The sequence below is a fragment of the Nocardia sp. NPDC003999 genome (assembly GCF_053604885.1).
Genome location: NZ_JBSGIB010000030.1, coordinates 34,317 through 49,173, shown reverse-complemented (window position 1 = coordinate 49,173; position 14,857 = coordinate 34,317). Strand labels below are relative to the sequence as shown.

The 14,857-nt window shown below is 67.9% G+C and carries 13 protein-coding genes; 5 read left to right on the top strand and 8 right to left on the bottom strand.

Annotation, left to right across the window (positions count from 1 at the left end; genetic code table 11):
• The first annotated feature begins 10 nt into the window (after positions 1–10).
• The gene (locus ACWESM_RS34030; protein ID WP_397077419.1) at positions 11–247 is read left to right on the top strand and encodes a YgaP family membrane protein; all 237 of its coding nucleotides are present in this window, start codon (positions 11–13) and stop codon (positions 245–247) included.
• Positions 248–418: 171 nt separating this feature from the next.
• Here ACWESM_RS34030 and ACWESM_RS34025 read toward each other — a convergent pair whose 3' ends face one another.
• The gene (locus ACWESM_RS34025; protein ID WP_452495268.1) at positions 419–1,195 is read right to left on the bottom strand and encodes an SDR family oxidoreductase; all 777 of its coding nucleotides are present in this window, start codon (positions 1,193–1,195) and stop codon (positions 419–421) included.
• Between the two features lie 297 nt (positions 1,196–1,492).
• Between ACWESM_RS34025 and ACWESM_RS34020 the strand changes: the two genes are divergently transcribed.
• A complete protein-coding gene (locus ACWESM_RS34020; RefSeq protein ID WP_452495267.1) occupies positions 1,493–4,372 on the top strand; it encodes a hypothetical protein in 2,880 nt (959 codons plus the stop codon).
• Between the two features lie 50 nt (positions 4,373–4,422).
• Here ACWESM_RS34020 and ACWESM_RS34015 read toward each other — a convergent pair whose 3' ends face one another.
• Positions 4,423–5,424, bottom strand: a complete 1,002-nt coding sequence (locus tag ACWESM_RS34015) for a GlxA family transcriptional regulator (protein ID WP_397276733.1) — start codon at positions 5,422–5,424, stop codon at positions 4,423–4,425.
• A 141-nt stretch (positions 5,425–5,565) separates the two neighbouring features.
• Here ACWESM_RS34015 and ACWESM_RS34010 point away from each other — a divergent pair, with 141 nt between their 5' ends.
• Entirely contained in the window at positions 5,566–6,483 is a 918-nt protein-coding gene (locus ACWESM_RS34010) for an NAD-dependent epimerase/dehydratase family protein (RefSeq protein WP_364437614.1), read from the top strand.
• A gap of 88 nt (positions 6,484–6,571) precedes the next feature.
• On the opposite strand, the gene ACWESM_RS34005 is transcribed toward ACWESM_RS34010, so the two are convergent.
• Both ACWESM_RS34005 and ACWESM_RS34000 read right to left on the bottom strand, forming a co-directional pair.
• Positions 6,572–7,189 carry a chloramphenicol phosphotransferase CPT family protein gene (locus ACWESM_RS34005; protein WP_452495264.1) on the bottom strand — a complete coding sequence of 206 codons (618 nt, stop codon included), beginning with the start codon at positions 7,187–7,189 and terminating at the stop codon, positions 6,572–6,574.
• Between the two features lie 37 nt (positions 7,190–7,226).
• A complete protein-coding gene (locus ACWESM_RS34000) occupies positions 7,227–9,452 on the bottom strand; it encodes a hypothetical protein (protein WP_364437608.1) in 2,226 nt (741 codons plus the stop codon).
• 456 nt (positions 9,453–9,908) lie between these two features.
• On the opposite strand from ACWESM_RS34000, the gene ACWESM_RS33995 reads away from it, so the two are divergent.
• Complete coding sequence (locus ACWESM_RS33995) at positions 9,909–10,241, top strand: TfoX/Sxy family protein (RefSeq protein ID WP_355079783.1); 333 nt, start codon at positions 9,909–9,911, stop codon at positions 10,239–10,241.
• A 6-nt stretch (positions 10,242–10,247) separates the two neighbouring features.
• Here the strand turns inward: ACWESM_RS33995 and ACWESM_RS33990 are convergent, their stop codons facing one another.
• Positions 10,248–11,951 carry a metallophosphoesterase gene (locus ACWESM_RS33990; protein ID WP_355079781.1) on the bottom strand — a complete coding sequence of 568 codons (1,704 nt, stop codon included), beginning with the start codon at positions 11,949–11,951 and terminating at the stop codon, positions 10,248–10,250.
• Positions 11,952–12,177: 226 nt separating this feature from the next.
• A complete protein-coding gene (locus ACWESM_RS33985) occupies positions 12,178–12,873 on the bottom strand; it encodes a TetR family transcriptional regulator (protein ID WP_355079780.1) in 696 nt (231 codons plus the stop codon).
• Between the two features lie 100 nt (positions 12,874–12,973).
• On the opposite strand from ACWESM_RS33985, the gene ACWESM_RS33980 reads away from it, so the two are divergent.
• Positions 12,974–13,420, top strand: a complete 447-nt coding sequence (locus ACWESM_RS33980; RefSeq protein WP_355079778.1) for a cupin domain-containing protein — start codon at positions 12,974–12,976, stop codon at positions 13,418–13,420.
• 139 nt (positions 13,421–13,559) lie between these two features.
• Here the strand turns inward: ACWESM_RS33980 and ACWESM_RS33975 are convergent, their stop codons facing one another.
• Entirely contained in the window at positions 13,560–13,958 is a 399-nt protein-coding gene (locus tag ACWESM_RS33975) for a hypothetical protein (protein WP_452495261.1), read from the bottom strand.
• 68 nt (positions 13,959–14,026) lie between these two features.
• Positions 14,027–14,536: a DUF1109 domain-containing protein gene (locus ACWESM_RS33970; RefSeq protein ID WP_452495286.1), complete on the bottom strand. Its 510-nt coding sequence runs from the start codon at positions 14,534–14,536 to the stop codon at positions 14,027–14,029.
• Positions 14,537–14,857: the final 321 nt, after the last annotated feature.

Genomic DNA, 14,857 nt, shown 5'->3' with positions numbered 1-14,857 from the left:
AGGATGACCGATGATCGAATCCAGCTGGCCAGGTGAATGGACCATCGCACGCCTGGTTCCGCTGCTGGCCGGAACGTTCGTGCTGCTCGGCACCGTACTCGCCGCGACGATCTCGGCGTGGTGGCTGCTGCTTCCCGCCCTGGTCGGGGCCAATCTGCTGCTCTACAGCGCCGTGGGCTGGTGCCCGGCCACCCTGCTCATGCGCCGCGCCGGCATTCCCGCGGGCGCCAGCCCGAATTCGCGCTGACCGACATCGACGCGCTCGGCGGCCGTCGAATCGGCGGCGGCCGACAGAGCCTGAGCGGCGCTTAACCGGCCGCGGTTCGCGGGCGGGCCGGGCGTCGGATCGCGTGCGCCCGGACGATTGGGCCCGCCCCGTTCGCGTCGGCAATGAGTCGGTGCGGTCGAAGTCTCGCGGTCAGGAAGGCTTCTTCCGACCGGTGTAGGGATTCGCCGGATTCGACGCGACGAACTGTGACCAGGTCTGCGTGCCGTCGGGATGATCCGGGCATGTGTTCAGCCCGGCCCGGAACGTGCTCCCGACTCGTCCCGGAACGGGGAGCGGGACGATACGCCGGGGCCGATGCCGGACACCCTGCCAACCCCGCGCCAACTGTGCCATCGTCAGCACCTCCGGACCGCCGAAGTCGGGTGCCCGGCCGAGCGGCTCGCCCACGGCCAACTCGGCCACCCGCCGCGCCACGTCGGCGGCGGCGACCGGCTGGAAACGAAAGGTCGTGGGCAACGGCGCCACCGGCCATTTCTCGACGGTCCGCAACAGCGCAGCGATCAGCTCGTGAAACTGCGTCGCCCGCAGGATCGTGTGCGGGACGCCGCTGTCGACGACGGCTTGCTCGCAGGCCAGCTTGTTGCGGTAGTACCGGAACGGGATCCGGTCGATTCCGACGATCGACACGTAGAGCAGGTGCCGAACCTCCCGTGCATGCCGCAGCAGGTTCTCGGTTTGCTCGAGGTCCGCGCCACCCGCGCGACGAAAATCCGAAGCCGCGTGCACGATCACTTCGGTTCCCGCCACCGCCTCCGCTACGCCGACACCGGTTCGCAGGTCGCCGACGTGCGTGCCCGCGCCAGGGCGACGGGACAGTACCCGTACGTCATGGCCCGCTTCACGCAACCGATCGACCACTTGTCTGCCCAGCGCGCCGGTTCCGCCCGTGACGAGAATCTTGGTCATGGACCACTTCTACCGCCGAAGTCCGCGGGAACGTGCGAGGCCGTCGTCACACGGTGCGTCGCCCAGGACATTCGCGGCATGACGTGGTGACCGAACGCCGAATCGCCTGTCCTCGTCTCATATCGGCGAAAATGATTGCAGGACTGATCTTCTGGTATCGAGCTCCGAACGCTGACGCGGTGGTTGAATCGATGTCGAGGCGAGTGCAGGAGCCTCTACGATCGGGAGAGGGGACCTGATGCCGGTGGGAGGCGTGGCTCGTGGTGGCGCGAACGCGGTAGGACGCGAGGAGCGGTTGTGCGTGCGGGGCTGAGGCGCCGCACCACCCGTGCGGACACCGGATACGGCGCGTTCCTGTCCTACAGCGGCGAGCGGGACCGTGCGGTGCTTCCGCTGGTCCAGAACGCGATCGAGAAGCTGCCACGACCCTGGTACCGCTTCCCGCGAACGCGCATCTTCCTCGACTACAGCGGTGTCCCGATCGGTGCCGAACTGTGGGGCAAGATCGTCGCGGGCCTGTCGCGTTCCGAGTGGCTCGTCGTGGTGGCTTCACCCGAGGCCGCAGGCTCCAAATGGGTGGACCGCGAAATCGAGTGGTGGCTGGCGAATCGGTCTCCCGAGACGATATTGCTGGTCCTCAGTGCCGGGTCCCTGTTCTGGGACGAAGAAGCCGGGGATTGGGACCGGGCGCGCTCGACCGCCCTACCGCCACGCCTGTTCGGTGTTTTCGCGTCCGAACCCGTATACAAAACGCTCAAATGGCGTGCGGACGCGAACGGAGTCCCGCGTCCGGACATCGACGCCATCGCGGTCGGGATCGCCGCGGTGATTCGCGGCGTCTCCGAGGCCGACGTCAAATCCGAGGGTTACCAGCAGACCAAGCGGAACTTGCGCTGGGCGAGAACCGCCATCGGCGCGTTGGTCATCTTGCTCGTCGTGGCACTGATCGCGGCGGTCGTGGCTCGGGTGCAGAGCAATCGCGCCGAGGAGCAGGCCAAGATCGCCACGGCGCGGCTCATGGCCTCCGTCGCCGACACCAAGATGGCCACGGATGTCCGCGCGGCCCTGCTGCTGGCCGTGGCGGCGTACCGTCTCGACCCGAGTCCACGTCACCAAGCCGCCCTGCTGCGCGCGAATCTGGCCAGTCCGAAAGTCGCTCGTTACGTGGCGGCACCTGCGGAGGTCACGGCCTTGCAGAGCAGTGCCGACGGTCGAACCGTCGTTGCCGGGCTCGCCGATGGACAAGTCGTGACATGGGCGCCGGGAGGCTCGGTGACGACCTCGGTCGCGCGTTTGCCCGGCGAGATCCGCTCGCTGGCCGTCGCCGCGGACGGCCGGACGGTTCTCGCCACGGATGGCGCCTCGATCACACTGTGGGGCAGCAACTCCGGTCGGCCGGACTTCGGCGTGCCCGGCGCGAGCGAAGTCGATGTCGTCGCCGTATCCGCGTCCGGGAAGTTCGGTGCGGTCCATCGCAGGCAGACCAAGGCGGTGGAAGGCACCCCGGGGACGGTCGACATCATCGACAATGCCGCTGGACGGGTTCTCTCGTCACATCCGATCGACCGAGCGGTGACGAGCATGGTGTTCACCGACGACACGGCGTTGCGTCTGCTCGAAACCGGCGGCAAGGTGCGGCAGATCTCGCTTCGCGGCGGCGCCGACCGAGATCTTTCACCTTTCGACACCGACAACGCCTGCGGCGACGGCCAAGGCGTCGGGGAATTGTCGCCCGACGGGTCCTCGTTCGCCTGCGCCGTCTTGCCCGGTATTCCGGCGCCGGTTTTCCGGCTGCGTCCGACTCCGAGCGCTGTGCGCCCAGAGCCCGGATATGTGGGCGTCGCGATGCCGAGGCGATCGGCTCCCGCCGTGCTCAGCCGCTCGGCGCGGATAGCGGCGGTGCCCAGTGCCGACGCCGGGTTCTATGTCGGGCCCGTCACCGGCGAGCCGAGGCCTCCGGAACCGCCACCGCTGATCACCGGTACCGCCGTCGATTTCGACCGGAAGCTACTGCGTTTCCTCGGGACCTCCGAAACGCAGCTGGTTTCGGCGTCCGGGCGACTGATCACCCTGTGGGATCTCGCGCAGCGCGACCGGCTGGCGAAATCTTTAGCGGTGCCGATCGTCAAAGGATGCAATTCTTGTGAACCAAGCTTGTCGCTGTCCCCGGACGGGCGCACCGCAGTGATCACCGGTCAGGACAAAGATCCGGGAGAATCGGCGCTCAACAGTGACGTGGTGATCATCCAACAGCTCGGGCCGAACCCCTCCCGGCAGCTCTCCATACCGGGACTATCCGGGAAACTCGCCTGGCGCGCGGATGGCACGATGCTGGCAATCGCCGCGAATCCGGCATCCGGCTACGAGCGACGTGTATTCCCGCCCAAACCCCACGTGGAGACTCCGTTCGAGGTGACGGTCCTGTCCTCGCCACCACCGCAGATCAGCGTCGAGGCGGCCGGTGTGTCGTCCGTATCACCCACCGCTGTTTCTCTCGACAGCAGGGGGCGGGCGTATCTGCATGATCTGGCCACCGGCGGCATCAACTCGGAATTCATCCCGCTGGGCGGCGCGGTCGACACAGACCATGTCGTCGAAGCGGGAATCGACGCGGCCGGAGAGTTCCTGGTCATGCGCGATGCCGAGCACATATCGGTCTATGACTTGGCGCGAGAGCAAAACGCGCACGACATCGACGGCAAGGACGCGCAGTCGGTGTTGTTCGCCGGACGGCATCTGCTGATCCGCCGGAAAGACAGCATAGAGATCTGGGATCGGACCGGCTCGCATCGAGAGCGGACGATCCCCTTCCGCAGTACTCGGAACTCGGCCGCGCAGCTCGCCGCCGCTGCGGACGCGAACGTGGTCGTCGCGAAAGACGAGGCAGGCTATCTGACTGTCTTCGCCGCCGACGGCACGAATCTGGGCGAACTCGAGCCTGATTCCGTTTGGCACGTCCCATCCGCCGTCGCCTTGTCCGCTGATGGACGGTATCTCGTGACGGTGAATCCCGGTCCCGCGTTCTCCGGCGGCGTCGATGGGACGCTGATCGAACGGGACATCTCACCGGACGGCCTGATCCGGGCCGCTTGTGCGCATGCTGGTCCGGATCTCACCGGCGCCGAATGGAACGCCTTGATGGGAGTCGCGCGTCCCGCTCAAGCCCGCTGCCCGTAGGGCGCGTTCGACTGCCGCCGGCGTTTCGCTCAGTCGGCGTGACGGCTCCTTCATGGGCTGGTCGGTCTTCCGGCGCCGACCGCCCTGTCCGCGAAATCCGGATGTGCCGGCGACCGGGTGAACGACGCCCGATAGCTGCTCGGTGGCACTCCGACGTGCCGGATCATGTGCTGGCGCAGCGACTCCGCCGAGCCGATGCCGCTGTGCCTGGCCACCTGGTCCATCGGCAGCGTCGTGGATTCCAGTAGCTCCCTGGCGCGTTGCAGGCGCTGGTGCAGCAGCCATTTCTGCGGGCTGAGGCCGGTCTCCTCGTGGAAGCGGCGGGTGAGCGTGCGCACGCTGGTGCGGGCGTGGGCGGCCAGATCGTCCAGCGACAACGGTAGGTCCAGCCGTCGCAGCGCCCAGGCGCGGGTGTCGGCGAGCGTCACGCCGTTCTCGGCGGGCAAGGGCGCGTCCACGAACTGGGCTTGGCCGCCGGGCCGCACCGGGGTGACGACGGCCGTGCGCGCGGCCGCGTTCGCGACGGTCGCGCCGTAGTCGGCGCGAATCAGATGCAGGCACAGGTCGATTCCGGCCGCCGCGCCCGCGGCCGTGGTGATCGGGCCGTCTTCGATGAACAGCGCGTCACTGCGGACCGACACGTCCGGGTGGTTCGCCGCCAGTTCGTCGGCGAGAGCCCAGTGGGTGGTGGCGGTGCGGCCGGACAGCAGGCCGGCCTGCGCCAGCACGAAGGCGCCGCTGCAAATCGAGGTGACGCGCTTGCCCGCGGCCACCGCGCGACGCAGGGCGGTCAGCGTGGCGGCGTCCGCGTCGGCGCGGCTTCCGGTGCTCGGCACGATGACGATGTCCGCCTCCTCGATCGCCGCCAAGCCCCGGGAGACGACCACGTCGAATCCACCCAGCCCTGCGGGCAGCACGCCGGGCACGGCGGTGCACACCACGATGCGGTAGCCGGGCTCGCCGTCGACCATCGCCGCGCCCAGCACCGTTTCCGGCATGGCCAGGTCGAAAGCTTTCACCGGAGGAACCGCGACGACGGCGACAGTCTGCATGGCCTGATCCTTGGGATAGTTGGCAATCCAGCCAGTAGCTTACCCGTCGCCGCACCGGCAGGCTGAGTAGCGCACGACCGGCGAACGGCACCCCGAATGCCGCAGGTCGTGTGGAAACACTTGTCGCAGAGAGGAATACGCATGCATTCGCATGTCATCGTCGGACGTGGCGCCACCGCTTCGGCCACCGCGGCGCTACTGGCCGGGTCCGGCGACCGGGTACGCATGGTCAGCCGCAGCGGCGCGGGGCCCGAGCACCCGAACATCGAACGAATCGCCCTCGACGCCTCGGACGCGGACGCGCTGACCGCTGTTGCCGAAGGCGCCGAAACCCTGTTCAACATGGCCATGCCCGCGTATCACACCTGGCCGGAGACCATCCCGCCGCTGTTCGGGTCCATTCGCTCCGCCGCCGAGCGGTCCGGTGCGAATTACGTGATGCTCGGCAACCTGTACGGCTATGGTCCCGCCGACGGGCCGGTCACCGAGCAGGCACCGCTGGCGGCCACCGGGCCGAAAGGGCGGGTTCGCGCCCGCATGTGGCGGGAAGCGGAAGAGGCGCACCGGGCGGGCCGAGTGCGCGTCACCGAGGTCAGGGCGTCCCAATTCATCGGTCCCGGCGCGATCTCGGTGTTCTCGCTCCTCGCACAGCCGAAGATCTCGGCGGGGCAGTTGGCGCTGCTGCCGCAGGAACTCGACCTGCCGCACGCATACACCGCGGTCGGCGACGCGGCGGCGGCAGCGGTCGCCGTCGCCCGCGACGAGCGCGCGTGGGGCAGGCCGTGGCATGCGCCGAGCATCACCGCGACCGCGCGGGAGCTGGCCGGACGATTCGCCGCGGCGGCCGGGGCGCCCGAGCCGCGGCTGGCGGTCATGAGCGATCGCGAACTGACGCTGCTCGGCCTCACCGACCCGTTCTGGCCGGAGTTGTTCGAGACCTACCACATGTCGCACGCGGCCTTCACGGTCGACGACTCGGCCATTCGCGACACCTTCGGCCTGAAGGCATCCGACCCGGACGAGGTGTTCGCGCAGGTCGTGCACGCGGCTCGAGCGTGATCCGGACCGCACAGCGTGGCGTCGCGGTGAGGTCGAGATCTTCGCCTAAAGGTGAGCACCCGCTGGCGGACGCTCGCGCGGACATCGGTCAGGAAGACGTCGCCTTCCCCGCGAACTGCTGTCGTCGCAGGACAGTTCTGGCCAGTTCGGCGGGGGTGCCCGTGCTGGTGTCAACGGTCGTGTCGTAAGTGGCGCCGTGTTCGTGCACCAGGTGGAAATGGCCGCGCGCCAAGCCTTTTTCGACGTCGCGTCCGCGCGCCTGTTCACGCCGCTCCGCCACGGCCAGCGGGCAGGTGACGCGCACCAGCTGCACGTCCAGCCCGGCCAGCGCGGCCATCCAGATCGGCAGTAGATCCGCGCTCAGCAACATCTCGTCGATCACCAGGTGGTCCCCGCCGTGGGCGAAGGCGGCGGCCGCGGCGCAGGCGGAACGCAGCATCCGCCGCCCGACCTCGCCGTAGCGGATGACCACCATCGGGCTGCCGTCCGCGTCCCGGCCGCGGTCGTACCAGAATCCCTCTCGGCTGAGCGGACTGTCACGTCCTCCGCCCCAGTTCGGCGGTATGAGCTGGAACAACGTGTCGATGCCCCAGTAGACGAAGGGGATGTCGCTCTCGTCCTGGATGGCTCGCGCCAAGGTCGTCTTACCCGAGCTCGACGTTCCGTTGAGGAAGATGACGCGGCTGGGCGGTTCGACGCTGCGCATCCCGCCACGCTACCGGGCCATCGTCCAGCCCGGCTCGCTACGGATTCCAGGGGTCGAGGCCACCGTCGGGATCCAGGTGATCGAGGTTGGCGACGCGCCTGGCCGATCGCATGAGGGCTTCGCGGTTGATGTCGTTCGGGTTCGCGTAGTACTCCCTGGCCGCTTCCTGGTGCATGGTCGCGACTCGGTGGCCGATCGCCCAACGGGTGTCACGGCCCGCGCCGTCCCACTCGTCCGGGGTGATCGCCGCGCGCAGCGCCCGGTCCGAATGCCAATTCTGCTCGACCCGCTGCACGAACGCCTGATCGATGTTCGCGTTGGGGGCGGGCGCGTTGCTGTGCCGGACGAAGCTGTCCGCGGCGATCACCGCCTGGGCGGCGAAGGCATCGTGCGCTTCGTGGTCGACGTGGTTGTCCACCGCCCACGCCGCCGCGATCGCCTTCTGCAACGGCGCGAAGCTGTACGGGTTCTGCGATGCCGTCGACTCCTGGACGGAGTATGCCGTCAGCGCATTGGTGACCCGCTCGTGGCTCGCGCCGGAGGAGAGCAGGACAGCATGGATGCGCGAATCGGGAACCTTGTTGTCGCGCAATACTTTCAAGGCCCGCGACACGCCTATTTGGGTGTGTATGCCGCCGACCTGCTCGGCCGCGTCGACCGCCACACCACGCCAGTTGGTGCGGGACAGCTGATGCTCGACGTACCCCGCTTCGCGGCTGGCCAGGATCCTTCTGGTGGAGCGTTCGATCGTCCGTCGGGTGCTGGAGAGCGGATTGAACGGATTGACCCGCCCGCCCGCCAGCCAGGCCGTCACCGGCGAGGAGTTGATGGTGTTGAGCGTGGAGAGTGGGGTCACCCATCCCATACCGGGCGCGGACTTCCCACCGCCGCCGCCGCCCATGCCGAGGGCGGTGCCGCCGCTGCTCCCGGACTTGCTCCCGCTGCCCTGCATCGCGAGCGCGAATCGGTTGGCGATCCAGTCGTTGCCCCGGCTGAAACCGCTGCTGAGGCGTTTGAGCTGGAGGACTGCGACGATCTCGACGGTGCCCGCGATGATGATCACCGCCATGACCTGTCCGCGCGCCTGCGCGAACAGATTGCCCATGAACAAGACGTAGACCCCGAGGAATATGGTGTACGCCGTCATTCGTGCCGCCGCGACGAAACTGTCGACGACATTGCGCACCAGGAACGTCTGCGTCGGGCCGTATACGAATCCGCCCGCCGCGAAGCCGAATATCGACATGAACCCGTGATAGATCGTGTCCAGCGCGGCCTTGATGACCTTCATGCCGAGGTACATCGCGAAGGCCAGCAGGATGCCGCCGCAGACCAGCAGCATCAGACCCGTGGCGACCTGCCCCATGGAGGGATTCTCGGCCTTCGCGCGCGCGGCGCTGTCTCCACAGGACTTCAGGCCGCTGATCACCCGGGAGTCGTCACCCGCCGCCACCCCCGACGACCACGCCGATCGGCAGGCGGGCCGCTGGTCCACCGTGTGCCCGAAATTCCACACCTGTAGCGGCTTCCGGGCGAAATTGTCGGCCAGGTCGCTCTGCATCGTCGCCACCAACTGGGTCGGATTCGGGTCGGCGTTCCCGTTCAGACCGGCGGCCACCGAGATCCCGAGATCGCGGCCCTGGGCCAGCAACCCGTGCGAGGACAGCACATCCGCGAGAGGCTCGGCGAGGAACAACGGGCCCAGCAGCGCGACGCCCACCATCGTCACCACCTGCATGGTGGCCTTCGCGTGGTAGCCGCGCGCGATGAACCACGCCACGCAGACCGCGCCGATGGTCGCCGCGGTGACCAGCATGATCGGGGTCGCGATCTGACCGGTGAGCGTGTCGGCCACGCCGTGCAACGCCGCACTGAACATGTCCAGCCACCGGAAGCTCAACGCGTAACCGATCAACCAGATCGCCGTCGTCACGATGGCGATGTAGCCGATGAACTCCAAGCCCAGCACGGCCCACAGAATGGTGGCGCGCGGCTTGAACAGGCTCTCGTCGCCGGTCGCGAATCGGTAGTCCGACAGCGGGATGCCCGACGAGTCGTGGATGTTCATCCAGCTGAGCCCGTCGATGCCGGAGGTTCCGGAAGTGCTGCCCGCCGCGTCTTGGGCGACGGCCAGCGCACCGAGGAAGCCCGGGAACACGAAGAGCGCGAAGAGAGTGAGGGTGGTCCAGATCGCCCGCCGCCGCCAAACGCCCGGCCGAGAACCCGGCCACCAGTTCGGCGCACCGGCGAGCAACGCGGTCACGGCTGTGGGAAACTCGCGGGGGACTCCGATCGAATGCCGCTCGGTCGAACTGAGGCGGACAGTGCGTGATCGCACCGCCTGGGGGCAGATGTGCACGAAAGAGTCCTTCGTCCCGTCTCTGGGGGCGCAGTCGACTGCGAATTCCGAAACGGGTTGCACGCGAACGTCAATGGCGTCTCGCCCCCGTCTCACGTCCTGTATTACAGACAGGGACGGAAACATCCGCCTGAACGTCCAATGACATCCAGGCGGCTCGGGAGTGTACGTACGCACCTCGGCCGTCTACTTGCGAAGTGCGTCAAATCAACTGGTGTACAAGGCGTTTCAGCGCAACCAGCCGCCTTCGACGCAGGCCACGTCATCGGTGTACGCGATATTCGCCCCGGACGGCGACCAGGGGAGGACACGCGGTCGTCGATCGCCCGACTTGTCGTACACCAGGTGAACAATGCCGTCATGGCATACGACGAGGAGCTGGCCGAGCGAATCCGGGAACTGATCGCACCCGGCCCCGAACTCACCGAGCGGAAGATGTTCGGCGGCCTGGCCTTCTTGATCGGCGGCAATATGGCGGTGGCCGCCAGCAGGCAGGGCGGTCTGCTGGTGCGGGTCGATCCCGACGAGGGCGAGCGGCTCCTCGGTGACACGGTGGAGCCAATGGTCATGGGCGGGCGCGAAATGGTCGGCTGGCTGCGGGTCACCGCCGTCGACGACGACGAAGTACTGCGGGAATGGGTCGAGCGCGGCGTCGCCTACGCCCGGACCCTCCCACCCAAAACGAAGAAGTAGCTCCGCTCAGGCCCTGACCTGCCGCCGGAACAGCACACGGTCGAATTCGCGTCCGTACTCGTCGACCGCGACCACGTCCATCTCGCTGGCGAACACGCCCGGCCGGACGTCGACGCGCAGGAACGAGTAATTCCGGAAGCGGACCCGCGACCACGGCGCGGCTTCGTCCTGCTTACCGCCGCCCGGGGTCCACACGTAACTGTTCGGCACCGAGGTGTCGGCCAGCTCGCTGCCGCGGAAGGTTTCCCGCGACCCGGGCTGGAATTCGTAGCGCGGGCGTCCGCCGCCGCCCACGGTGTAGTAGACGGTGCCGTCGGTCTCCGGGTAGACGATCGAGTTGTCGCCCGCGACCTTTGTCGCCTGCCCACCACGCAGCGGATCGGTGCGCTCGTAGACGTGATTGTGACCCTGCAATACCAGGTCGACCTGGTAGCGGTCGAAAAGCCCGACCCACGCGTCACGCACACCGCCGTCGCTGGCGTGCGATTCGGTGGTCGAATACGCGCAGTGGTGGAAGAAGCAGACGATGAAATCGATGTCGGGGTCGGCGCGGTGGGCGGCCAGGGTGCGTTCCACCCAACTCGTCTGTGCCCCGCCGGAGTAGCCGCTGTTCGCCCGGATCTCGTAGGAGACGTCGTTGGCGTCCAGCGAGAGCACCGCGACATTGCCGTAGGTGAACGTATACGCCGACGGGCAGCCCGCCGGACCGTTGCCGGGGAAGTCCAGGCGCGCCAGATGCCCGCCGTAGCCGTGGTCGCCGTAGGTCGCCTCCATGTCGTGGTTGCCGGTGGCGAACATCCACGGTGTCTGGGCGGCGCTGGGCTCGATGGCGTTGAAGTAGACGTCCCAGACGTAGGGGTTGTACTTGTCGAAACCGCTCGCCTGCTGCGCTCCGTGCGCCGCGAACTGCCCCGGCTTGCCCGCGCCGGACGGGTCGGCGTAGGCGATGTCGCCTGCGAGGATGTGGAAGTCCGGCCGGGCGGCGGCGATCTGGCGCAGCACGTTGCTCGCGTGCGGCGCGGCCGGATCGTTGTCGGCCTTGTAGTACTTGTCGTCGTAGTCGCCGGGAGCGACGCCCTCCGGCAGCGCGGGCGTTTCGTCGGTGCCCTGATCGCCCATCATGGTGAACCGGAACGGAAGGACCGCGGGGCGTGCGCTGGGCATCGCGGGTGCGGCGGCGCGGATGTCGCCGACGAATCCGTCGGAGGTCCGCCAGCGATAGAAGTGCGGCACCCGTCCGGGCAGGCCGTCCACCGGGGCGTGGACGTAGAACTGTTCGGCCGCGAGCACGCCGCCGTCGGCGGTGGGCAGCTGGGTGAGCAGGTTGCGCACCTCGGCTTGGACCGTCGCGCCCAACGCCGGTGTCGGTCCGTGGTCGAGATACACCGTGGCGCCCGCCGGACGCCGCGAGAGTTGCGCCGCGAAACGCAACTGGCTGGCCGCGTCCGGCCCGAAGGCGACGCGCCGTCCACCCACCGCGAGCTGGGCCTCGTCGGCGTAGGCGCGCCTGCCGAACGGCGTCGTGCCGACGGCGGCCACCGCTGCCGCCGCGGCGGCGCCGCGCAGCACGTTGCGCCGCGACACAGGGCGACGGCGCAGGTAGGCGCGGTGCCATTCGTGCTGCTCGGGCATGGTCATGTGGGCAGCGAGATGGCCGGGAATTCCGGTGTCCGGAATGTCGCCTGCTGGATTCAGCGGTGTGGACGGCATACCGCAGATGCTGTACCGGCACGGCGCACGGAGCAACTCGACATCGCACCGCACGCGGGAATACCTCGTGAACAGACGGTTTCGCCGTTCGGGTTTGTTCCATTTGTCGGAAATGTGTGAAATATGTAATGCCCGAACGTATTTCACCGGCGACCCGCCTGGGTTTCGAGTCGGATGGTCGACGGCCAACGGGCCGTGCTTCTCGGCAGGGTTGCGGCCGACGCGTCTACGCCGACGGCCGATCCGTCGCGTCCGACGACTGTTCTGTATCCGTGGAAGTGCCGGGGGAGAACGGGAAGACCAGCGAAGCGCTCCACGGGAACCCCGGCGCACCCGGCCGCGTGGACCCGGCGGCGGCCGCCAGCGGTTCGTTGTTGCCGGTCAGCCTGCGGACTGTGCGCTCCATCGCGGGCAGGATCTCGGCGATATCGAGATCGGCGTTCGCGAAACGGCCGATCAGCGCGTAGATCATGTTGGTCAGCACGAGCGCGATGTCGGCGGTGTAGTCGGGATCGACATCGGCCAGCAGGGCGCTCGCGGCGGGCAGCACGGCGTCGAAGCCTTGCGCGTCGAGTCGTCGGCCGCCGGGGCCGGACCGCGCGCGATAGTAGGCCTCGAGCATCCGGGGATTCCGTTCCCACGGCTCGAACACGTAACGCATCAACCGCACCAGGCCGTCGGCCAGCGTCTCGTCCTCGACGGACGGGGCAGGGGCGGCGTAGGTGTTGGTCGCCATCCATTGCTCGACGGCGGCGAGCATCAGATCGTCGCGGGTGGGGTACCGCTTGTAGACCGTGGCCAGCGAGACGTGCGCGTTGCGGGCGACCGCACGCAGTTGGACCGCGTCGTAGCCGTGCGATTCGAGCATCGACACGACGGCGTCGAGGATCTTCGCCGTCGAATCTTCGTCTGTCCGGGCCACGTACGTACGGTAATCCAGGATCCGAGCGCGGGTGCTCGTCACCGCGGCGGCATTGAGCGAACGCGTGTTCCGATACCGCCGCCGTGGCTAAGCTGCCAGGATGACGCTCTTTCTCCGCGTCGCCGCAGTGCCGGTTGCGCTCGCCGGCGCGCTGGTGAGTGCGGCGCCCGCCGAGGCAACGCCCGGTAGCGACATCACCGCCGTCACCCTCGGCCAGGCGCAGATTCCCGCCGGGCTGGTGCCGTTCGTCGCGGGCACCGATCTGGTCGTTCGCGAGATCACCATCGGCCCCGGCGGCTCCACCGGTTGGCACTACCATCTCGGTCCGGTCTTCGGTTTCGTCCGCTCGGGCACGCTCACCCACCCCGGACCCGACTGCGACGCTCCGGTCTTCCGGACCGGCGAGTTCATCTACGAGCCCGCGGGTGAATGGAACGTGCACATCGGCCGGAACCTCGGCGCGGAGCCGCTCGTCCTCGACGTCGTCTACGCCCCGCCCACGGGCGAACCGCTGTTCGTCGACGCACCCGCCCCGGCCTGCGCGTAGGACCGTTCGGTCGCATGGGCGGTGGTTGCCGAGCCCGATGGCGTCCGGATGTCGGCGGTCGCGGTCGGGCGATCCGGCGGCGCGGTCACCGTAACGGTATCGGCATCATGCAGGAATTCGACCGGTGTCGGTCCTAGGGTCACCGACCGGCGGCACGGGCCGGTGCCCCGAGTAGCCAGCGCCAACGTGGCAGTTCGGTGATTGCCGTGACGGCCGTCAACGTGGTGACGACGACGGCCGCCCAGGCCGGCCATATGGCCCAGGACGCGAGTACGGCGGCGGCGAGTTGGAGGACGACGAGACCGATGGTGACTATGCCGGGGACCGGGATGAGGACCTGTCTTTTGTCGCCAGGGGTGGCGAAGAGGGTCGGCAGCCCGATGAGCAGGACCAATGTCGCGACCGCGAGCGCGACCGAGTGATCGGCCAGTGCCCATGGGGTGGCGATCCAGGCAATCAGTTCGGTGGTGAATCGCAGAATCGAGGCAATACGTCCCTGGCCGGTGAGGTTCGGCGAGGTGATGGGCCGAGTGGACATGACGGACAGCGTGTCATACCAGCTGGTCTGGAACGCTCGATGCTCCCAGTGGTGAGCAGGCGGCGGCGTCAGCTACGCCACACAGCAGTGAACTCATACCACGGGCCAGCGAGGTGAGTTGCGGTGAAGTCGTCGAATCCAACCGGTGTGCCATGAGGTGAGTATGCCCACCCACTGCTCACCGTGAGCCCGAGCCCGCCACCCTCGATGAAGTAGACGGTTCCGTCCGGGTCCTTCCTTACATAGCTGATGTCGAACCGGCCGATTTCGAAATGGGAGCGTGAAGATTCCGAACTCGCCTGTAGGTCAAGGGCCACCTGCTCGAACTGCGGACGGGTGTCTTCGAACGACGGGCGGGGCAGGAGCGCAACTGTGCCTGCAACAGTGAGAATCATCGCGGGGGCACCCGCGATCCACCATGACCATGTCCGGTCCCTACCTACGACATGCAGCGTTCGGACCGCCCATACCGCACCGCAGATGAGGAGCACGAGTACGGCCGCAGCGCCGGACAACAGCGGATCAACCCAGGCGAAGGAGCCGTAGCGCGACGGCCACCAGTCGTAGTAGACGCACACCAACACAACGACTGGAAGGAAGGTGAATGCCAGGTGAATCGGCCCCGGAGCCCTGTTCGGCTTGATCCTGGTCGATCAATGCCCGGACAAGTGGCTCCCGGTTGCTCACCGGACCAAAAGTACCGCGCCGCGGAGGTCTCGAACACCAGCACAGGGACGATCGGGGATTCTCGAACGTGCCCTAGTTGTGGCTCGAGATCGGGATCGGCGGCTGTGTGCCGACGGTATTCCGGGCTCGGCGCGACCGGAGCCAACAGGCGAGGACAGCGATCACCACCGCGAGATAGACCGCCGGCGGAACACCGCAGACGACAGCCCGGC